This is a genomic window from Allomuricauda sp. ANG21 (assembly GCF_040705235.1).
Lineage (GTDB): Bacteria > Bacteroidota > Bacteroidia > Flavobacteriales > Flavobacteriaceae > Flagellimonas > Flagellimonas marina.
In genome coordinates this window covers 32,997-55,792 of sequence record NZ_JBFCVT010000011.1, presented here as the reverse complement: position 1 = coordinate 55,792, position 22,796 = coordinate 32,997, and the positions used below count along the sequence as shown (strand labels likewise).

The following is a 22,796-nucleotide window of genomic DNA, read 5'->3' as shown; positions in this document are numbered from 1 at the left end:
GGTGGTTATTGCATACTATTCGGAAGGTATTTCAATAACCTCTTCCTCGGATTTGGGCGTCCCAAGAATAGGATAGCCTTCCTCACTCCATTGGATCATCTGCATCCTTGGTGAGCGATGCGAACCGCATCCTTGCCCCGGTTCTGAATTGGCGTGGTATAAAATCCAATCCTCTTTGCCATTGGGTGACTTAAAAAAGGAATTGTGCCCGGGACCATACACTCCATTTTCCGGTGATTGGGTGAATATGGGTTCATCAGACTTTACCCAAGCTTCTGGATCCAATAAATTGTCCGTTCCGGTAAACGTTAACAATCCCAATGAATAATAATCGGTCCAACATCCGCTAGCGGAGAACACGATAAATATTTTATCATCATGAGACAAAAATTGCGGCCCTTCATTTACATATACTTCGGGAGGATTACTGTCTGAAGTTCCCTCATTCCAATGCCTTTCCCACTCGTGGGTTGGTGACGAAATTTTTACACGATCCCCTTCAATCTCCAAAGGATTCTTCATTTTGGCGATAAAAATATCTTGCTGCCCGTTGGCATCGCCTTCCCACCCAGACCAAAGCATATACAATTGCCCATCGTGCTTAAAGACATTACCATCAATGGCCCATTTGTCCGTAGTTGCGGCTATCTTTCCCTTAAATTCAAAAGTGCCTTGAAAGGGGTTTTCGTTCGGGTTTTCCACTACATACATTCTATGGGTCTCGTTATTGCCATCATCTGCTGCAAAATACACGTACCACTTTCCATCAATAAAATGGACTTCTGGTGCCCAAATATCATGGGAGTATACCGTCCCCTCCGGTGGGGTCCAGATTGTCTTGGTCTCGGCTTCACTAAGATTTGCTAGGTTTTTTACCTTTCTCAAAACCAGTTTGTTACCCTCTGTACTGGTGTAATAATAGTATCCGTCATGGTATATGTTGAATGGATCTGGACCAGATGGCAACAATGGGTTGATGAACGTCTCTTTCTGGGGTTGTTCACTTTCTGCCGTTTCTTTCTTTTCTGTCCGCTCCTGGCATGAAATCAAACAAAAACCCAATACCGCAATAAGGGGTCCATAAACTCTTGATCTTCTTCTATTTTTCATTGAATTCTTCTTTAACAATCTCAAATTTTTCAACTAGTTGGTTATATTCTTTTTTTGAAATGGTAATCATGCAACCATGCCTAACCTCTTTGGGCAATGCATACTTATCCCAATCACTGTAAAATGTATATCCTGATGCTTGATACCAAGGACCATTCAAATTATCGGACACGGAGAGCCCATAGGAAACCCCGGGATATTGCTCATAATACAGGTACCAAACTTTATTATTAGGGGAGGGAATTAGGGTTGGTGCCTCCCTAAAATTCGGACTTATGGGATCCGATGGGAAGGAATATGGCCCCAATAAGGAATCTGACCGAGCAATCCGTATCGTCTTTCCGGTTGGCCAGTACAAGGTTGGGTAGGTTTCATCCTTTATGATGGCAAAATAAGTGTCCTCCACTTTTCTGATGATGACATCAATAGTGCCAATGTTCCAATCAAAAAGTTTTTTGGGGGTATCGGAAAATGTCTTCAAATCCTTTGAAAGCACATACAAAGTCCTTTGACTTGCCCAATACCGTTCTGGGTCCGTTTTGGTGCCTTCTTTATGCGGCGTATGCCAGGTCATGACAAATTGTGCCGAAGCTTCATCATAAAAAAGTTTAGGTGCTCCAATACGTTGTAGCGCCTCTGAATAATCTGGAGTTTGTTTAAGGTTGGGCGTATATACCCCGTGTTTCTTCCAGCTAATCAAGTCATCCGATACCCAAATATTGATATCAGGTGAGGAATCACTGGTATTGCCCAAAATATAATATTTCCCATCTGGGCCTTTGCAGATATCCGGATGACCCTGATATGCATCAAAAACTCGTTCTCCATTGTTCAAACGTTGCCAATGCAATCCATCCAAACTAACCGAGTAATACAATCGTCCATAATCCTCATGGGTCATGTGGGCAAAAAGATAGGCCTCATTTTTTGGCGATTCACCTTCAGAAACCTGCCCCGGTATATCGGGTTGCTGGGCAGTTAAGTTCATAGACCCCATCACAGCAACTAAACACAATATGCGATACACCAAATTCATTTTCAAATTCTGTATTCTTTCAGTTTGGTTCATGTTGATTGGTTTTTATGGTACGCGTCTGATTTCCAGCAAAATCATAGACATTGACTTGTTTTATACTGCTGGTCGGAATAAAAATGCCTCTTGATGATTGGGTTAAATATCCACTGCCGTATCCGATTTCCTTGCGTTCAGCCTTCCCACTATCCAATATCATTTCGAGTGATGCTTCATTAGCTTTAAGCGATATAAATTCGCCATTTGATGCCACTGAAGCCCTTAGCAATTGTACAGCTGCATTGTTGTTGGTTACCACAACCAAATTTTCATTGCCCGCATTTACCATCCCCAGCGCTTTTTGGTCATAATCCAAGTACAGCCCAGAGTTGGATTGCGGAACATAGGTGAAATCCCCATTTCCATTTCCTAGCAACAATGTGCCCAAAGAAGCATTGTATGGTCCTGTGTAGGTTTCAAAAGATTCTGAGTTACCCACTAACAGCACATCTAAAAATCCATCTGAATTAAAATCATTGGCCAGCGTCCCAAAAACAGGAGAGAACTGCACTTCGTTGGGCAAGGGTTTTAGAACAAACTTTGAATTTCCTTTGTTTTCTATGTAGCAACTGCGCATTTCGGTGGCAGAAAGTACAATAGCGCTTTCCAGTTCCTTTTTGCTGAAAATATCGTTTATGGAAGCTTTTGAATAAGCGTCATACGTTCCAAATCGCTTGTGGGTGAGGCTCAATTGTTCTTGCATTACATCCCGAACGGCCACGGGAACATCCTTCCCATTTTTATGATAGCTCAAAATGGGGTCGTTGGTTCCATTATGGTCAAAATCCGATCCAAATACTTTTAAAGGCCGATCTGGATAGGCTTTATATTGACTATTTAGCCCAAGGTTCCCGGCGATATAATCCATGTCTCCGTCTTTGTCATAATCGCCAGCGGTTATACTGTTCCACCATCCGCTTGAATTGGGAATGGTAGCTTCTCTATCCATTTTCAGGGTTCCTTCATGATTCTGGAAGAAGGTTATGGGCATAAATTCACCCACCACCACTAAATCATACCATCCATCCAGATTATAATCGGTCCACAGGGCAGCGCTTACCATGCCCACATTTTGCAACCCATCTACCGTATTGGCCACATCATTGAAAATCCCATCCTCATTTCGCAACAAATAACTGTCCGGTGATTTTGGAAATTCGCCAACGGCAACTCTGCTACCCCTAAAAATATCAAGGTCTCCATCGCGATCATAATCGGCAGCTACCACAACACTGCCACTAAAGCGTGTTTTGGGAATCAGGCTTTGGGACCGGGACATATTGCCTTTCCCATCATTCAAATACAGACGATCATTGTAGATATAATCATCTTCCTTTAGGTTGACACTTCCCCCACTCACCACGTACAAATCCTTGTCACCGTCACCGTCGGCATCAAAAAGAAGTGCGCCCATATCTTCCATATTGTTCTCTCCCTGAGGCAAGGCTTCAAATTTTCCCGGTGTTTTTTGAAGGTAGATGGTTCGCAATCGTTTGGAATCCGCCCCTATGAAAATATCATCGAGACCATTGTTATCCACATCGGCTATGGCCATGCCCGGAGAAAGTTGGTTGTATTGTTGATGTAGGGAGAAGGTGCGTTTGAATTCATCAAAAGCATACTCATCATGTTTGTAGGTCAATCCCAAACTATCCGCATTCAGCAGTTCAAAAATTTGTTGTTCTGAAGGTTGGGCAGTCAATAGCGGCTCTTCTTCAGCCTCATATTTTATGATATGAAGGGCATCAGGAGCTAAACCATGTAACTGCTGTATTTTGCCATCGGCCCAAACCACTTCCACCCTAAAGCTGATGTTATTTCCCAACCCAAAAGAAAGTGTAGGATCAACCGATGACATGTAGCCTCTTACGGGTAGGTTTTCCTGATATTTCAGTTCCCCCGAAGGAAGCAAGACCCGTACTTTTGCACCAACTTCTTTACTCTCGCCTGTATCGGACTTTAATTGCAGTCGCACAAAATGGGATTCGTTTTTGGTTTTAGTGATTTCAGAAGTAGAAGATGAAATAAGTTCGTTCCGGTACAAGCTTGCCTTAGAATCGATGTTGTTGAATACCAAATCGAGATCGCCATCATTATCAAAATCGGCATAAGCTGCACCGTTGGAATAGGTACTTTCTTGTAGTCCCCATGTTTCCGAAGCATTTTTAAAAGTCAAATCCCCGTTATTCCTAAAAATGTAGTTCTGCAATTTAATTTCCGGTAGTTCATATAATTTTTTGATTCGATTCTGACGTGCCTCCTCTTGGTTCTTGCCTTGAAAGGCTGCTTCTTGGTTTAGGTACACCGCATAGTCCAAATTGGTAATATCGCGACGATAACCATTGGTGACCACCAAATCCTTTAATCCGTCATTGTCAAAATCAGCTAAAAGAGGTGCCCAGCTCCAATCTGTAGCATGAATTCCTGCTAACTGGCCTATTTCACTGAATCGAAGGTTCCCTTCTTGGTTGTTCCCTTGATTGAGTTGCAACACATTTCTAACATACTCTTCTTGATAGCCAAGACCTTTGGCCATGCTAAAAAAGTCCCGGTTGGTCTTCATGACCATCATTTTTCTTCGTTGTTCTTCCTCGGGCAACATATCCACCACACAGATGTCTGAAAGTCCGTCATTGTTCACATCCTGAATATCCACTCCCATACTGTTGTATGAAGTGTGCTTTAAATACTCCTCCGATTTGTCCACGAATGTGCCATCCTGATTGTTGATCCAGATATTGTCGTTGGAAACAAAATCGTTGGCGCAGTACACATCCAGCCATCCGTCTTGATTCAAGTCTGTTACACAAACCCCAAGTCCGTGGCCCTCTTTTAAGATACCAGCACCAAGAGTCACATTTTCAAAAGTTGGATGACCATTTACAAGTCCCTTGTTCTCGTATAGTCTATCGTTGGAAGGGCTCTTACCATTGTTACGTTTTTTGTGAAGTTGGTTACGACCTGTTTTTTCCATGGCGTTGCTAAGAATGTAGCAATCCAGGTCGCCATCTTTGTCATAATCGAAGAAAACTGATTGTATGGAAAATCCATCATCGGCTAGGCCATATGCTTTGCTCAGCTCTTCAAAAATGGGAATTCCATCTGCATTGTTTCCTTGGTTGATGAACAACAGGTTCGACCTTTCTTCCTTAGATCCCGAAGCATGGGCAACGGACACATACATATCCAACAATCCATCTTGGTTGACATCTGCCACCGAAACCCCAGTGCACCACTTTGTGGTGGTGACACCAGCTTGTTCAGTGACTTCAAGAAACTTAAAGTCTCCCTGATTTATATACAATTGGGAGGACACCAGATTTCCTGCAAAGAAGATGTCCTGAAGTCCATCTGCATTGAAATCACCTATTCCTACTCCCGCGCCGTTGAACAACACATCATATTCCAAGGCGTTGAGGGTATCACTTTCAAAACGCTGTATCTCATTGTTAAAATGAATCCCGGAATGGGTACTGGATATCTGTTTGAACATTTTTGGTTCAGGATGCTTTTCAGAACAAGCCACAAAACATAAACAAAGGATAGCAGCGCTCAAAAGCATGCTCCTTTGTCTTGCTAAAAATGTCTGTATTAAACTGCACCTCCCCATAGATGAAACGATATCTTAGTTAAGCTTGAAGTTTTAATTGGAGACAAGCACCATTGCTTGATTATGCTTGCAATGGCACTTGCCTTCCTATTTATTAAATTAGTTATGGCTACCAGCCTGGGTTCTGCTCCAACGCACCTCCGTAGGCATCAATTTCCCGTAAAGGAATTGGCAAGTACTCTGATTTTCCCTTGACAAAATTCTGGAACTCGGTATCAAAATCAGCTTCGGCCGCAGATAGACTTGGATCAGGACCAGCAAGTTCCGGACCGGCAATCCCGTAGCGCACCATATCAACAAATCGTACACTTTCACCTGCAAGTTCAACCACACGATCATGTCGCAACTGCAACCTGAATTCTTGTTGGGTCAATGTTAAGGGCAAATCGTTCATATTGGAACGTTGGCGTACCAAATTTGCAAACGGAATGGCTTCGGGTGTTCTGCCCAGCTCGTTCAAAGCTTCAGCATGCATAAGGTACACATCAGCCAACCGAATTACCCTTGTATTGATTCCTGAAAAGTAGCTTTCATAATCTTGCCAGTAATTGGTGTATTTCCTCCAAAAACGGTCATTGGGTCCTGCGCCTCTTTCAGCATAGGTTTGACCATATAAAAGTTCTCCCGGGTGATCGTAGGTCATAGTATATTGGAGTCGTGGATCCTCATTGCCATCCCTATCGGTTTCGCTCAAGAACTGGTTCAAAAGCCATTTGGTAGGTTGACCATCGGTCCAACCCAAAGGACGAACTCCAAAAAACTGTGCCCGCTCACTGGTTTCATCACCAGAGGCATTGTTATACGTTGGGAAACCGCCTGTTTTTCCATTGTTATTAACGAACTGTATTTCAAAAAGGGATTCCTTGTTATTTTCAAACTCTTCTGTGAAATTATCTTTAAAATCTGCCATCAAGTCATAGGTTCCTGGTACCATATCGATAATTTTTTCGAACTCGGCGGCCGCTTCACTCCATTTTTTCTGTTGCAAATAAGATCTTCCCAGATAACCTATGGCTCCACCATACGTTGCACGTCCAATATCAGCCCCAGAATAACTTTCAGGTAGCCCTGCAGCGGCAGCAATGAAGTCTTCCTCTACCAAAGCCCAAACTTCTTGAACGGTTCCTTGGGGATATCGCGTATTGGCATCCTCAATACCGGTGACCATGGGCACTCTACCCCATAGGGTAACCAATTTGTAATAGCAATGTCCCCTTAAAAAATGGGCTTCAGCCACAATCCGTGTTCGCAACGTTTCGTCCATTTCAATATTAGGTACATTTTCCAACACTTGATTGGCCTTGTAAATGGTCCTGTACAATTCTCGCCAAACTTCAAGAAGCCAGGGGAAGTCGTAATTTATGTTTACGTGTCTGCCCACATTGGCCAAATCGGTCCAAGGACTTTGACTATAGCCCTCATCTGAGCGCATATCGTAATCAAAGATTTCCCATAGACTGAGTTCGCGGTTTTGGATACCAGCGTATACTGCATTGATTCCAAGTATGGCATCCTCCTCGGTCTGCCAGAACGTGTCTGGGGTTGGAGCATTCGGATTCACTTGGTCCAAAAGATCTTTTTCGCATGAGATGGTCATCCCAAAGAACACCATCAATACTATTATTTTTCTTATATTTTCCATTCTTTGAAGTTTATGTTTTTAGTCGATTAAAATCCTAATTGAATCCCTAATATTCCTGATCGCAATGATGGGAAATTACCATTGTCAAATCCTCTGTTCAGGAAATCGCCATTGCCGTTGGCACCCACAACTTCTGGATCGTATCCGGAATAATCGGTAATGGTAAAAAGATTTTGTCCGGTCATGTACAATCTAAGTTTAGTTAAACTGAGTTTGCTGATAACCTCTTCTGGAAAGGAGTAACCTATTTGTAAATTCTTTAATCTAAAATAATCGCCCTTCTCTACATAACGGTCTGAATTCTGGGTGGGGTTCAGTGAAGAATCCAAGTGCTGTGGTCTGGGAATAAGATTAGAAGTTCCTTCTCCTGTCCAAAAAACATCATCCACCAAATAATTGGCATTGTCATCATAGCGCTGGGACCACCATTTTTGTTCATTAAAAATGCTGTTTCCAGTAACACCGGCGAAAAACGCTGTCATATCAAATCCTTTGTAGCCAAAGTTCAGGTTTAAACCGTATTCAAAATCTGGCAAGGCCTTGCCAACCACTGTGCGGTCATCGAAATTGATGATTCCGTTACCATCGTTATCCACATATTTTACGTCACCTGGACGAGCACCTGGTTGAACTCCCCAAGCATCAATCTCAGCTTGGTTTTGAAATATGCCTGCAGTTTCCAATACATAGAAAGATGCCACCGGTTCTCCCACAGCGGTACGCAAAATCTGTCCTTGTCCAAAAATGGGCAAGTTCCCTGCTTCTTCAACCAAAGCCTTTACCTCGTTCTTCAAGAAAGTACCATTGGCCAAAATCCCAAAACTAAAATCATTGATTACATTTTGGTAGCCCAAACTAAGTTCCAAGCCCCTGTTCTGTACCTGACCTACGTTTGCCAATGGGTCGCCGCCTGTATTACCTGAAGATAAGGGTATTGGCACAGCCAGTAGTAGATCTTCAACATCGGCAATGTAATAATCTGCCGTAAGACTTAACCTATTTTGGAAAAAGCCCATGTCCAAACCGATATTGGTAGTGGTTTTACTTTCCCATCTTAAATTGGGGTTTACTAACTGAAGGTTGGTCGCCCCAGGAACCACTTGGTTGTTGAGTACATAGTTTTGGTTGTATCGAAGTACACTTTGGGTGGCATAGTTGCTGATGGCCTGATTACCAACAATACCCCAGCTTCCCCTAAGTTTTAGGTTGCTAAAGATATTGTTGTCCTCCATAAAGCCTTCTTCACTGATCCTCCAAGAAGCAGATACCGATGGGAAATTGGCATACTGGTTGTTTTTACCAAACTTTGAAGAACCATCCCGTCTAAAGTTGAATAATAAAGTGTACTTGTCATCAAAAGAGTAGTTGAAACTACCTAGAAAAGATCGTAGTCCAGCCACTTCTTCCCTACCTTCAGTTCGAGGGCTGGTAGTTCCATTATCCTGTACCCAGAATTCACCACTCAAACCTTCGGTATGGGCAAAATTGTACGTAAAATTGTCTTTTTGGGTGGTGTAACCCACCAAAGCGGTAATGTTATGTTTTCCGAATGTCTTGTTGAAATTCAAGGTGTTTTCCGCTAGAATATTGAAAAACTCTGTGTGACGGTCATCCAAAAAGGCTGCCCCGGGAGTGTTCTGTCGTAATGCTCCAGCTCTTTGAAAGTATTTTTCCCGGATCTGTGCATAATCCAGACCAAGATTCAGTTTATATTTTAGGAATGGGAAAATCTCAAATTCTGCAAATGCGCTACCAAGTACCTTACTGGTTACAGCAGTGTTGCTGTAATGTTCTTGCAATCCGATTGGATTGGTGGCAAAAGTTGAATTATTATCGTCCCCGTATCCATATCCACTTTCATTATTGGGGTCATACACTGGGATAGTGGGTAGCATCCAAACTACGTCAATGAAGGGATTGCCATTCACTCTGGTTTGAGTGCTCCGGCTCATGGCAATATTTTCACCAAAGGTGAACCTTCCCTTCTTGGTTTGGGTATTCACCCTGACTTGATAACGTTCAAACTCAGGGCCGATGATAGCACCTTCCTGATCAAAATAGTTCAATGAAATAAAGTAGTTGGAATTTTCGGAACCTCCAGAAAGGTTTAAATTGTGTTCAGAAATGGTTCCTGTCTTGAAAAGTTCTTCTTGCCAATCTGTATCCACACCTGTTCTAAGGTTTAGGGGTGCATCACCATTATTGGTGTAGGCTAGATTGTTGATTTCCCTAAACTGCTCGGCATTGGTCAGCTTTAATCTTTTATTTATGGTTTGGAAACCATAATAAAAATCATAATCCACCTTTAATGGTCCTGGTCTTCCTTTCTTGGTTGTTACAACAATGACCCCGTTCATTCCCCGAGACCCATACAAGGCTGTTGCCGCGGCATCTTTAAGTACTTGTATTGATTCAATATCGTTTGGGTTGAAGTCAGACCCAAGGGCCGAGATCAACATTCCGTCCACCACATAAAGTGGAGAATCTTGACCAGAAAACGAATTCAATCCCCTAATCTTTACGGAGGAAGAAGTACCGGGAGCGCCGGTTGAGGTAACTGTTACCCCAGCTGCCCTACCTTGCAACATTTGACCGACGTTTCCCGCTGGAGCTTTCAACATTTCATCCGTATCCACAACAGATACAGATCCTACAATCTCACTTCGTTTTACACTTTGGTAGCCGATTACGACCACCTCATCCAATAGATTATTGTCTTCTGAAAGTACAACATTTATGGAGCTTCTGTTATCAACATCCACAATCAGTTGCACAAAGCCGATATAACTTACCATGAGCTGTCCATTCGCTGGCACACCATCCAATTGAAAGTTTCCGTCGAAATCTGAAGTAGTCCCCTGCTGGGTCCCTTGAATAACAATACTGGCCCCAGGCAATGGAGCTCCTTGAGTATCCTTAACGCTACCGGTAACGGTCAGTTGTTCCTGTGCATGGCTATAACTGTACGCGCACAACAAAAGGATTGGCAGTATTGCCATTTTAGTTAGTCTAGTTAGCTGTTTTTTCATTTGTCCTTAATTTTAAAGTTGGTATTCCAAAAAAGCATTGGTTATTTATCAATTTACCAATCACACACACCGTTAATTGATATAATTTGAATAAACAAATCAAATAATTTACATATTGATAACACCCATGGATCTGTTCCAATCTATCGTACAAATCGTTCAAACTTTAAGAAACCGTTAAGGAATTGGTCTTTTTGAAATAAATTATTGCATGTTGAGACAAATTGTTGTGTCCATTTAAATCAAAGAACTTCGCGCCCAGTTAAACTCAACCATTTGTTTTTTAGATGTTTACACTTTAACCATCACTTTTTCTTCAAAATCCTGATTGTATGAATCGCTCAAGCTAAGGCGTAAAAGGAGGAAAACTAATTTTGGTTGGTTTTGGTACTATTTATATACTTCCATGGCTATTTTGATGCGGAATTTACCCTTTGTTTTGATGGTATGGGCCTGTTTGAGACGTATGTATTTTGCAAAGTAATTGAATGAAGAACACTGTCCTTAATCCTCAAAGAAAAGAGGTTTGCTAGTTAGGTTTGGTTGGGATTATTGAATTCATCCACAAGATTGCATAATGGGAATAAGGGACTCATAGGTTGGTACTATTTGTACCTTGTTTTATATTGAGTTTTGATACAAAAACTAGAATCTATTGGATTTTACTTTGTATTTTCTGCTTTTTTAATCCCATTCCGTACCATTCTCGCCAATAATTGGGAACGCACTTATTCGCAATCGGGCGGCGCCCATGGGAATCAATTCAATGTTTTCAATTGGTTCATCAGATTTTACAGGGCTATCTTGCAGTTCACCTGCCAAGCCGTATTCATCTATGGTCCAGTTTGAAATTACCTTGCCCTTTGCCCTTACCAGAATTGGAGTGGCTTCGGGTGTAAAGGGAAAATTGTCTTTAGGCCATTGTCGTTTGGTTATGGAAAAAGAAGCATTTGGATCTCGGTCATCCAATACCAATCCATAATTCCAGTTTGTGGTTGGGTAAATTGAAAAGGAAGGCCATTTGCCCACATCGGCATTTTTTTGCCATTTTGAGTCCCAAACTGCGGTCTTATCACTTTCTCCTCTCACATATTCCTCGCCAATCTTTAAAGAGAAGGTCAATGGGCCATAATCAACACTGACGCTATTGTGATTTTTTTCCCAAGCACGGAGTTTTAATTCCTTAGGAAGTGAAAGCACCAAGGTATCTCCTTTTTTCCATTTCCGATCCAATCGGATGTATTTCCCAGCTTCTGCTTTTACATCCACCGTTGAATTATTGAGTGTTACCCTTGGCGACTTACACCAAGCCGGAACACGAAAATATAATGGAAATGAGGTTTCATTTTCACAGTCAATGGTAAAGGTAAGGTCTTCTTCAAAAGGATAATTGGATTGCATGGCAATACTCACTTCTTCTCCATCCGCTACTTTGGCAGTAACCGTATTGGACGCATAGATGACGGCAGCCAGTCCGTTATCTGGGGTAGCCATCCAAAGATTTTCGGTTAAATAGGGCCAACCTTGTCCATGATTATGCTGACAGCAACGTGAGCTAAAGGGGTTCATCATTAAAAAAGGACCATCATTTTGTATACCGGGCCTATGGTTCTGGTCGTCGTTCAATACCATATTGGGACTTGTTATGTACCGTAGGCTTTTAAAATCGGGCATTAAAGCAGCTGGCAGTAAATTGAAGGCCACTTCCTCAGCATGGTCTGCCCAAAAAACATCTCCGGTTATCCGAAGCAAATGTTCATCTGAGTTCATCTGCTCCACCATGCCACAGGTCTCAATACCTTGTCTTGGATCATCGTAACCCGGCCTAGCATTTTCATCGGCCCCGAACATACCTCCAGGCACTTGACCAAAATATTCCCTTACTATCTCGAAATTTTCATATGAAGCCTGCACATCTTTCATGTTCTTGCTGACCAAATAATATTGGGCAGGTTCACGGAACGCCTGTGCAACATTTACATTGTGCCAGTCAACCAACCTGCCATACCAATCCGGCCATTCCATTCCTTCACGGACTTCCTTCCAATTCCCAATTTCTTCCAGAGTATTGTCCCTTTTGGACCAAGGAGTGGTATTTCTATGGATTTTTTCCGCAAGCTCCAAAAGCCATTTGTCTCCTGTCCTATTATACAACCAAATAACACTGTGCAGATTATCCCCACCACGAATACGCTGCCAGTATTGGGTCTTGGATAACAATTGATCGTCAGAAAGACTCAATTGGTATTTGAAATATTTGGTCATCAAGTCAATGACTCTGTCATCTTGGGTATATTCATAGTAGGATTGTAGGCAATAGAGCATAATCATGTTGCTCCAAAAATCCTGGGTACCATCCTTTTCAGAAATCATAATGGGCCCAAAGTTGCCATCGGGACGCTGGCCGGCAATGACCGCCTCAATCCATATCTGGGATTCTTTAATCATATCTTCATCTCCAAGAATATACGCCGTGTTCAAATATCCCTTCAACCAATAGGGAACTTCTTCCCATCCCCATGATCCATGTCCATCTTTAGAAAGCCAAGCATTATCTTCTTTTTGTAGCCATGCACTGATTTCGCCCAAATGCCCCATTAGTCCATTGGCTTGTCGTTTTAGGCATTCCTCCAACCAATTATGGGGTTGAATAGTACCCAAAGGCAACTTAATCAAACGACTTGGTGACAAAGGAGTACGGTTTCCATGATAATGGGTATTTGTTGCTGTTGTATCGGGAACTTGAACAACCTTCACTTCCACGGTCGATGTATCCTGTCGATTGTTTTGACAAGAAATGCTTATGAATAGCAACAATGCCACGGACCACTTTAGCTTATTCATAAGAACTGTTATCATAATTTCTTGTTGCATTTTCATATTTAATAGAGAATCTATTTGGTGCGTGAAGAATCCCTTCTTTAAGTGCCCTCAAATAAATTGAACAATCAAAAAGGTTTTCAATGGGTTTTAATGGGATGTTCCATTACCCCTTTATGGGTAATCTTCACCGGCTTTATAGTTCCATCTGCATTGAACTCCATCTTGTCCATACAAACCACGCGGTGGTCGCGATCCATATTGGGAATGGGCCTGCGGTGGTATACCATGATGTAATCATCAGTCCCTGGCTTTTTAATGACAGAATGATGCCCGGCCCCTGTGGCAATATCACCTTCCTTGGTCTCCAAAACAGTACCAATGCGTTCGTAGGGTCCAGTAGCCTTGTCAGACATTGAGTAGGCCACTTTATAGCTTCCGTCTCCCCAACTTCCTTCAGACCACATAAAATAATATATCCCGTTTCTCATAAACATAAATGGACCCTCCACGTAGCCTTCAGGGGTGATTTCCTTAAACAGTGAACCATCTTCCCAAGGGATAAACCCGGTAAAATCATCGTTTAGTTTTCCCAAATTACAATGACTCCATCCACCATAGAAAAAATAGTGCGTACCATCAGTATCTTTAAAAACAAATTGGTCTATGGGTTGGGCATCATTATAAAAATCAGATATCAATGGTTTGCCCAAATAGTCTTTATAGGGTCCTGACGGGCTTTGAGCTACAGCAACCCCAATACCACCATAATGGTTGATATCATTATTTGGGTCATAGGAATCCCTTCCCGGCCGCTGAATATCATTGGCGCCAAAAAAGAGATAATAGTCCCCATTTTTTTTGATGATGGAAGGAGCCCATAAAGCTTGTCGAAGCCACTTGATTTGGGTAGTATCCAGAATACGTTCATGCTTTTGCCAGTTGACCAAATCTTTGGAAGAGAAGGCATCAAAATGGAGCTGTTTGTCAAAATCATCAGAGAATGTTGGAAACACCCAGTAGGTATCATCAAAAACGGCACCTTCGGGATCTGCATACCATCCTGGGAACAAGGGGTTATGATTTTCTGCCTTTTGCGAATTGCCTGATTGTGGACAAACTATTGTGCTAGTTAACAGTATTATCCCAATAGTATATTTTCTAAAACCTCTATTCATGAATTGCATTGATTATTTCCAGATTGATTTTCTTTACTGCTGAAAAATCCATCTTATCCACCTTGCGGTCATACGTCATAAACCCGTTAACTTCTCCCTCCACATCAGTAGTTTGGGTATAAACGGCTGCTGAGAAGCCCCGTAGCACCATTTGTTTCAGTTCCTTGGCATATTTGATGTATTCATCTGTGGTCTCTTTCGAGTTTTTGAATTTAATGTATCCCCAGTTGTTATCAGGTTTCCAGAGATGACCTTCCAAGGGCAGCCCAATTCCACCGTATTCACCCAATACATTGGTTCGTTCAGCATCATAAAGATACATTTTTGGTCCGGGATAGTTATGAAGATCTACGATATCGCCCGTGCGATAAAAATTACCTCCACTGGCCGAATTTACAAGTCGGCTGGGGTCATGGGCCTTTGTCCACTCCGTAATTTCTTCTGTTTTAAACTGGCCCCAAGCTTCGTTGAAAGGAACCCACACTACAATACTGGGGTGCGAATACAAATAATCCATGATATCCTTCCATTCTTTTCTGTAAATCGCTTCAGAATGAGCACTTCTTTTAAGTTCAGTACCATCAAAATAACTACGGTTCTGCCATTGAGGGCTTTTATCTCCATTCGGCATATCTTGCCAGACCAATATTCCCAAACGATCGCAGTGGGTGTACCAGCGTGCGGGTTCCACCTTAACATGCTTGCGGATCATGTTGAACCCTAATTCCTTTGTTTTTACAATATCATATTTAAGGGCCTCATCGGTCGGAGCGGTATAAAGTCCATCGGGCCACCAACCTTGGTCCAACGGACCAAACTGAAAGTAATCTTTATTGTTGAGCTGCATTCGTACAACGCCATATTGGTCTTTCTGCATGGAAATCTTTCGCATACCAAAATAACTTTTTACTTCATCCACCTCCTTACCATCACTGATCAATTTTATGGTAAGATCATATAAAAAGGGAGATTCTGGAGACCACAGTTTAGCGTTTGGAACATTGAGCACCAAGGATTCCCCAATTGATGATTTAGCAGTCACTATATTACTTTCACCATCAAAAACACTCACTTCAATGATATCACCATAGGTACCGCCAACAATATCTGTCTCAATTTTTACGGTACCGTTGTCTATGTCTGGGACACTTTTGATATGGTCAATACTTTTCTCGGCCACCGGTTCCAACCACACGGTTTGCCAAATACCCGTTACAGGTGTATACCAAATACCTTCAGGTTCCTTTACTTGCTTGCCCCGGGGTTGTGGACCATCGTTTGTGGGATCCCAAACCTTGACCACTAAACTTTGCTCGCTGGCGTTCAAAAATGGGGTGATATTAAAGGAAAAAGGTGTGTATCCTCCTTCATGAGATCCAACTTTTATATCGTTGATCCAAATTTCGGTTCTCCAATCCACTGCTCCAAAATGAAGCACTATGTTTTTATCGCTCCATGCTACGGGAATCGTAAAAGAGGTTGTGTACCATAGCTCTCTGGAAGCTCCTACTTCCTTCATGACCCCAGATAGACTGCTTTCCACTGGAAAAGGCACTAAAATCTTTCCATCATATCGGGTTGGTTTGGACGCTCCTTTAGGCTGAATAGCATACTCCCAAAGCCCATTCAGATTTTTCCAATCTGCCCTCTCCATAATCGGTCGCGGGTATTCTGACAATACATTTTTTGGATCAATCTTTTCTGCCCAGGTTGTCTTAATCTTGCTACCAGCCGGTTTCCACTGTGCGGAGAGCTGAAAACTCAGCAGAACAGCAAAGAGTAAAGTAATTGTATTTCTCATAGTAAATGCTATTAGGGTCATTTTTAAATTTCGTTTGAAAATAGCTTCATTGTCCCATTGAATCCTGTTTTAAAAATTCAATGGCACCCATATAGCATTCCAAGTACCATCTTTTTGCGGTGAAGGGCACGATAATTTGTTTCAAAATACCTTACAATCTGTTCAAAAAGTGCATTTTCCAGAATCTTGATTGGAATTATGCAACAATTTGAAGCGAAATGACACGCTTTGTTGTTCTCTAAATCCATAATATTGTAAAACAGCAATGAGGTCTATGAAGAAGGGTATTTGGTTTGTTTTTTGGATATTCCTTTGCTCATTTTATTGGGCAACTGGTCAGGAATTTTATTTCAAGAATTACAAAGCGGAAGATGGTCTTTCCCATAACACCGTTCTTAGTTCCCTACAAGATGAGCGTGGTTTTTTGTGGTTTGGAACCAAGGATGGCCTTAACCGTTTCGATGGATATTCTTTCAAAATTTTTCAATACGATGCCAACAATCCAAAAAGTTTAGGCAGCAATTTCATTGAATGTCTTCACGAATACAAGGGCAAGTTATGGGTCGGTACAGATAGTGGACTGTTCAGCTATGATGAGCGCCATGAGAGTTTTGAGGCTATTGACGCTTCAATGGGTCTCCCTATTCTTGACATAGACCATGATGACGAGGGAAACCTATGGTTCATATCTGGTCAATCCTTGGTTAAATATGAGGTAGAAAGCCAAAAATCCACACGATATGATGCAGAAAAGCACTTTCAAGTAGAGGACATCACTAGAGATATTGATGGAAACATCTGGGCTGCCCATGATAATTCCCTGCATTTGTATGATAGCGATTCAAAGAGTTTCAAAAACTTCGAAATCACCTTAAATGAATCAACTTCCCCATTGTTGCGGATAAGCAAAATAGAAGCGTTGGACAGCAACACTTTGTTGGTCGGAACCCAAAGTCACGGTTTGCTCTCTTTTAACACTTCAAACCAAAACGTTACCAAGCTGTTGTATGATGATGAAGATCAGCTATATGTACGAGGAATTTCCATAAAAAATGAGGATGAGCTTTGGGTGGCCACGGAATCAGGGCTTTTTATCTACAGCATAGAAAACGGAACTTACATCAACCTCAAAAAAAGCATTAATGATCCGTATGCCCTTTCTGACAATGCCCTTTATTGTGTCACTGTAGATAATGAGGACGGGGTATGGATCGGAAGTTATTTTGGTGGTATTAATTACTACCCAAAACAATACACCCAGTTCAACAAGTTTTTCCCCATACCCGGTGAAAACTCAATAAGCGGAAATGCGGTGCGAGAAATCATCAAAGATCGTCTAGGGAATCTTTGGATTGGAACTGAAGATGCGGGACTTAATAAATACAACCCAAGAACAGGGCTTTTTACAAATTATGCACCATCAGAATCGGACCAAACACTTTCCTATTATAACATTCATGCTCTTTTTCCCAAAGGAAACCGTTTATGGGTAGGTACTTTTCAGCATGGGTTAGACATAATGGACATAACTACCGGGAAGGTAGTAAAGCATTACGGGCGGGGTGATGGCCATGGCCTTTCCAGTGATTTCATTTTCAGTCTATATGAGGATGATTTTGGGAATTTGTTTGTGGTAACAGATTCAGGGATTCAAACCTACGACCATGAAACCGACATGTTCACGACTATTGATGCCTTTTCTGAAGATACACATTTTACTGCCGTAATGAGAGATACTAGTGGTGTGCTTTGGGCAGGTACCTATTGGGACGGTCTGGTTACTTTTAATCCAAAGACCAAAAAGAAAAGAATCTATAGGCATGACATAAATGATCAGAATAGTATTAGTGGGAACAATGTCAATGGAATATTTCAAGATAGCAGTAACCGAATTTGGATCACCACCGAATATGGCCTTAACCTTTATCGAGAAGAAACAAATGATTTTAAAACCTACACGGTTGGGGATGGTTTTCCCAGTAATGTGTTCTACTCCATAATTGAGGTTGGGGAATGGCTATGGATCAGTACCTCCAAAGGTTTGGTTGAATTTAACCCAGGAACTGAGGAAAAACGAGTTTACACAAAGGCCAATGGTTTGTTGAGCGACCAGTTCAATTACAATTCTGCCTATAAAGATGATAATGGTACGCTTTACTTTGGCAGTGTTGCGGGTTTGGTAAGTTTCAATCCTTCAAGTTTTAAAGAGAATTCGGAGCAATCCCCAATTTACCTGACAAGCTTACAAATCAACAACACAGAGGTGGATGTGTCGGTTAAGGGGTCACCTTTACAAGAATCATTGATTTGGGCTGATAAAATCAATTTAAAGCCCAACCAAGCATCTTTTAGTATTGGTTTTGCAGCTCTGGGTTACGCTGCTCCGGAGACCACCGAGTACTGGTATCGGATGGAGGGATTGAACGACGATTGGATCAGTCTAAAAAAGAGCCACAATGTTTCTTTTACCGAAATTCCGGCTGGAAATTATGTTTTCAAAGTAAAATCCAAAAATTACGATGGTACTTGGAGTAAGGAATCCAAAGCATTACAAATAAAAGTCCTTCCCATATTCTGGAAAAGCAATCTGGCCTACGCCCTATATACATTTTTGATCGCAACCTTGGCAATATTAGGGTTTAGACTATACCACCAAAGGAACAAGATCAAAAATATCCAAAGAATACGTCAGTTGAACTATAAGAAGGAGAAAGAACTGTACGAGGCAAAAATTGAGTTCTTCACCAATATTTCCCATGAAATACGTACCCCATTGACATTGATAAAAAGTCCATTGGAAAAAGTACTCAACAAGGCTAAGGAATTACCGGGCGTATCCGAAAATCTTAACATCATTGAAAAGAACACAAATAGATTGTTGGACCTTGTGAACCAATTGCTGGATTTTAGAAAGACAGAAACCGAACGGGTAAACCTTACGTTTGTGGAGACCAATATTACAGAGTTGGTTAAAAAGACCTTGGAACGCTTTAGTGAAGCTATTGAAGAGCGAAAAATCAATTTTAAATTGAACACGGACAATCATGATATCTATGCCTATGTGGATGCAGAGGCCCTTCGGAAAATACTGAGCAATCTCTTTGGGAATGCCATAAAATATGCCGACAAGAATGTTAACGTGCACCTAAAGACCAGCACGGAGGGATTGATATTGACCATTGCCAATGATGGGAATTTAATTCCCACGCATTTAAAAGAAACCATTTTTGAACCTTTCTATAGAGTATCGGGGGTGGAGAATCAGTCTGGGACTGGAATTGGACTTGCATTGGCTAGATCGCTCACAGAAATGCACCAAGGAAGCTTAACACTGGACGCCAGTAGTGGAATCGAAAACTGTTTTGTGCTGGTGTTGCCCATCCGACAAGAAAAGGAATTTGTGCTCTGGCCCAAAAGAATAGATCAAAGGTTCCAAAGTGACGAACCAGATGAAAGTTTAACAGTATTTGGAAAAACAAGTATCTTACTTGTAGAGGACAGTGAAGAACTTCTGGATTTTATTGCCAAGGAATTGAAAGAGGAGTATACTGTTTTTAAAGCCTCAGACGGTACAGTTGCCCTTCAGATATTGGAAGTGGAAAACATTCACCTTGTCATCAGTGATGTAATGATGCCCGGTATGGACGGTTTTACATTGTGCAAAAACTTAAAAACCAACTTGGAAACAAGTCATATTCCAGTGATTCTACTCACTTCAAAAAGTGCAATGTCCGCCAAAATGGAGGGGCTTGAGTCTGGTGCCGATGCCTACATGGAAAAACCTTTCTCCATGCGGCACCTAAAGGTGCATATTGCCAACTTGCTAGAAAATAGAAAGCACATTCTGGAACACTACACAAGTTCCCCACTGGCCCATATTAGAAGTATTGCCAATACAAAGACCGATGAAACTTTCATCAAGAAGTTGGATAAGGTCATATACGAGAATATGGCGGACCATGACCTTAATGTAGAAGTTTTAGCGGAGATTATGAACATGAGTCGGTCAACCCTATACCGCAAGATTAAGGACATATCCAACCTGAGTCCCAATGACCTAATAAACATTACTCGCCTAAAGAGGTCTGCTGAACTTTTAAAAACAGGGAAATATCGCATTTTTGAGGTAGCGGAAATTGTAGGATATAATTCGGCGACCAGTTTTGGACGCAATTTTCAAAAGCAATTTGAAATGACCCCGACCGAATATATGCAAGGAAAACCTTGAAGTTTTTGTTCTGCTATCAAAATCAATTTTTGCAGGCCAGTTACATTTAACATCTAAAATTTTCACCTCTTGCATTTCCAAAACCCAATATAAAACACCACTCTTGACCTTGGTTAATCTTTATCGATTCCTAATTACATTCTTGAGTTGGAAATTATCTTGAAACCCATTTAAAGTTATAACAACAAGGACAATCCCAATTTTATAATTATGAAAGGGCTACTTCTGTCACCAAAGGTTTTATCAATTAATCCATTTCAAACATGTCCAATCATAAATTTTCCCACGTAGCCTAAAGCTTTATGGACAAATTAAGACTCATCTTCATTTAACTTTTCTATGAAATACGATGGAAGTATTCCCAATCGTTTTTTAAAAGCAGAGTAAAATGTGTTAAGGTTATTAAACCCACTTGTAGTAGCTATGTATGCCAGTTTACTGTTACGGTATTCCTTGTCTTCCAACAATCTGTTAAGAAGATAATTTATTCTAAGCTCGTTAACGTAATTATTAAAGTTGGTATTTTTCTCGTGATTTATTACCTGGGATAGATATTTCTGGTTGGTCTGTAATTGATTGGACAAACTACGAAGGCTGCATTTTGGATCTAGAAAAAAGGTTTCTTCTTCCAACCTATCAAGTTTCGTTAGGATGATATCTTTTATATCTTCATCCAGATAGTTTTTGTTTGAACTTGCAACAATTGACGGCGCACCAGAATCTTCTTTATTTGCAACAGCAACCTTTTTCTTTTGATTCAGTTTTTCCATGGCAAGTTCCTTTGTTCGGGAATAGAGCAACTTATTCTTCTTTTTTACTTTTAAGTACGAATACGTTGCAAATCCTCCAGAGATAAGGGCAAGGGTCAATATTATGGCCAGCAAGTGGTATCTTTCTTCTTGTGATTGAGACTTGATTTCCAGTATTTCCTTTTGCTTCGAAATCTCTGAAATCCTTTGTCTGGCCTCCAGTATTTTTAATTTTTGCTCAGATTCTACCGAGAAAAGAGAATCACTTACCGATTGGTACAGATTGGAAAAAAATATTGACTCATCGGTATTGCCCCTTAATCGGTTGATTTCGGAAAGTCTTTTGCTTACTTCTTTTACAACATCAAAAGCCTTGATCGTATTTGCCGTTTGATAGGCTTTGTAATAATCGTTCATGGCACATGTTGTGTCTTTTTGTTTTAAATGTAGATCCGCCATTAAAACATACAATCTTGGCTTTCTAAATCTGTAGTTGTTATATTCAATCAACTTCAGTGCCTCAATTAAAAACTCCTCAGCTTTTTCCAGCTCGGATTCTTCTATATAAATATCGGCAATGTTCATATAAACCACACTTTGTATGTAACTGCCCGGTGCTTCCACCAATTTTTCAAGATCCAGATAAAGATCATAAATCTCACGTGCCTTTTTACTCCCTTCTAGCTTATGGGTCATCCTGGCTATCTCATCAATCTTTGGAAAAACAAACCTAGTTTCCTTAAGTTCCAGTATATAATCAAGACCGTTCAAGCAATTCTCAAGTGCTTTTTCATACTCGCCCAGCCTTAGGTAAAAATGGGAGATTGCGGAGTATGCGCGCATGAGGGTGTAGGGGTCATCAATAGCTTCGCCGTGTTCGAGGAGGTTTAGGGCTATCTCGTATGCTAGATCATAATCGCCCCTTTCTGAAAATATGTAAGATCTAAAGGTTTCGCAATCAGCTTTAATTTTGTGGAAGGTCTCATAATTTTCGTATGATTCCAGTTGATTGAGCAGGTCCACGGACTTATCAAACTCACCTTTAACAAAAAAAATAAAGGCTTGGTTCAACAGAGTTCTAAAATAGCCTTGTTCATAATTTATTTCCAGAGAAAATATTCGTGCCTCATCATTATACTCTTTGGCAAGTTCGCTTGATTTAAAAATAAAATGTGTGAACAAATCAAAACAAGCGTTGACCCTATCTTCACCACTTGAATTTGCCCTTACTTCCAAGAGTTCCTCCAAAGTTGGAAAGTGGTGGTTTTCCACCATTTCCCTTATCCCATTTAAATAGTGTCCAAGCCTATCAGATGACACCTCTTGGCCATTGACCGGTGCCATAATTAAAAAAAGTAGTAATATCTTGAACTGTTTAAACAACATCGTACTTTACTGCGTTATGGTTGGCTTGTTTTGTTTTTTACCAACAGGTGATTGCTCATAGGGTTCATGGTCATATTTCCCCAGCCTCCTTTTTTCATTTAAAGTGAGATACCTCACTTGTTATCATTTTTTTTGGAACGAAAAACATATTCATAGTAAGTTTATTACAAA

10 protein-coding genes are annotated in these 22,796 nt (G+C 41.1%); 1 reads left to right on the top strand and 9 read right to left on the bottom strand.

Annotation, left to right across the window (positions count from 1 at the left end; translation table 11 throughout):
• Positions 1-15: 15 nt before the first annotated feature.
• From AB1A65_RS09260 to AB1A65_RS09225, 8 genes are all read right to left on the bottom strand, one after another.
• The gene (locus AB1A65_RS09260) at positions 16-1,110 is read right to left on the bottom strand and encodes a glycoside hydrolase family 43 protein (protein WP_366588149.1); all 1,095 of its coding nucleotides are present in this window, start codon (positions 1,108-1,110) and stop codon (positions 16-18) included.
• The gene (locus tag AB1A65_RS09255) at positions 1,100-2,179 is read right to left on the bottom strand and encodes a glycoside hydrolase family 43 protein (RefSeq protein WP_366588147.1); all 1,080 of its coding nucleotides are present in this window, start codon (positions 2,177-2,179) and stop codon (positions 1,100-1,102) included. The genes AB1A65_RS09260 and AB1A65_RS09255 overlap by 11 nt, the downstream gene beginning before the upstream one ends.
• Complete coding sequence (locus AB1A65_RS09250) at positions 2,166-5,675, bottom strand: VCBS repeat-containing protein (protein WP_366588144.1); 3,510 nt, start codon at positions 5,673-5,675, stop codon at positions 2,166-2,168. Before AB1A65_RS09250 ends, AB1A65_RS09255 begins: the two co-directional genes overlap by 14 nt.
• Positions 5,676-5,901: 226 nt before the next feature.
• Positions 5,902-7,434 (bottom strand): RagB/SusD family nutrient uptake outer membrane protein, encoded by a 1,533-nt coding sequence (locus AB1A65_RS09245; protein WP_366588142.1) that lies wholly within the window; start codon positions 7,432-7,434, stop codon positions 5,902-5,904.
• A gap of 26 nt (positions 7,435-7,460) precedes the next feature.
• A complete protein-coding gene (locus tag AB1A65_RS09240) occupies positions 7,461-10,433 on the bottom strand; it encodes a TonB-dependent receptor (RefSeq protein ID WP_366588140.1) in 2,973 nt (990 codons plus the stop codon).
• A gap of 714 nt (positions 10,434-11,147) precedes the next feature.
• Entirely contained in the window at positions 11,148-13,307 is a 2,160-nt protein-coding gene (locus AB1A65_RS09235) for a beta-L-arabinofuranosidase domain-containing protein (RefSeq protein ID WP_366588138.1), read from the bottom strand.
• 116 nt (positions 13,308-13,423) lie between these two features.
• Positions 13,424-14,356, bottom strand: a complete 933-nt coding sequence (locus AB1A65_RS09230; protein WP_366588136.1) for a glycoside hydrolase family 43 protein — start codon at positions 14,354-14,356, stop codon at positions 13,424-13,426.
• 97 nt (positions 14,357-14,453) lie between these two features.
• Positions 14,454-16,262, bottom strand: a complete 1,809-nt coding sequence (locus tag AB1A65_RS09225) for a sugar-binding domain-containing protein (RefSeq protein WP_366588134.1) — start codon at positions 16,260-16,262, stop codon at positions 14,454-14,456.
• Positions 16,263-16,536: 274 nt separating this feature from the next.
• Here AB1A65_RS09225 and AB1A65_RS09220 point away from each other — a divergent pair, with 274 nt between their 5' ends.
• Positions 16,537-20,490, top strand: coding sequence for a two-component regulator propeller domain-containing protein (locus AB1A65_RS09220; protein WP_366588131.1), 3,954 nt, complete (start codon positions 16,537-16,539; stop codon positions 20,488-20,490).
• A 311-nt stretch (positions 20,491-20,801) separates the two neighbouring features.
• On the opposite strand, the gene AB1A65_RS09215 is transcribed toward AB1A65_RS09220, so the two are convergent.
• Positions 20,802-22,583 (bottom strand): helix-turn-helix domain-containing protein, encoded by a 1,782-nt coding sequence (locus AB1A65_RS09215; protein WP_366588129.1) that lies wholly within the window; start codon positions 22,581-22,583, stop codon positions 20,802-20,804.
• Between the last annotated feature and the right edge of the window lie 213 nt (positions 22,584-22,796).

What these genes read in the sequence shown, in the direction of transcription:
- AB1A65_RS09245 (WP_366588142.1), bottom strand. Translation starts at nt 7,434, where the DNA reads ATGGAAAATATAAGAAAAATAATAGTATTGATGGTGTTCTTTGGGATG.
- AB1A65_RS09215 (WP_366588129.1), bottom strand. Translation starts at nt 22,583, where the DNA reads ATGGCACCGGTCAATGGCCAAGAGGTGTCATCTGATAGGCTTGGACAC.
- AB1A65_RS09235 (WP_366588138.1), bottom strand. Translation starts at nt 13,307, where the DNA reads ATGAATAAGCTAAAGTGGTCCGTGGCATTGTTGCTATTCATAAGCATT.
- AB1A65_RS09240 (WP_366588140.1), bottom strand. Translation starts at nt 10,433, where the DNA reads ATGGCAATACTGCCAATCCTTTTGTTGTGCGCGTACAGTTATAGCCAT.
- AB1A65_RS09225 (WP_366588134.1), bottom strand. Translation starts at nt 16,262, where the DNA reads ATGAGAAATACAATTACTTTACTCTTTGCTGTTCTGCTGAGTTTTCAG.
- AB1A65_RS09255 (WP_366588147.1), bottom strand. Translation starts at nt 2,179, where the DNA reads ATGAACCAAACTGAAAGAATACAGAATTTGAAAATGAATTTGGTGTAT.
- AB1A65_RS09220 (WP_366588131.1), top strand. Translation starts at nt 16,537, where the DNA reads ATGAAGAAGGGTATTTGGTTTGTTTTTTGGATATTCCTTTGCTCATTT.
- AB1A65_RS09260 (WP_366588149.1), bottom strand. Translation starts at nt 1,110, where the DNA reads ATGAAAAATAGAAGAAGATCAAGAGTTTATGGACCCCTTATTGCGGTA.
- AB1A65_RS09250 (WP_366588144.1), bottom strand. Translation starts at nt 5,675, where the DNA reads ATGTTCAAACAGATATCCAGTACCCATTCCGGGATTCATTTTAACAAT.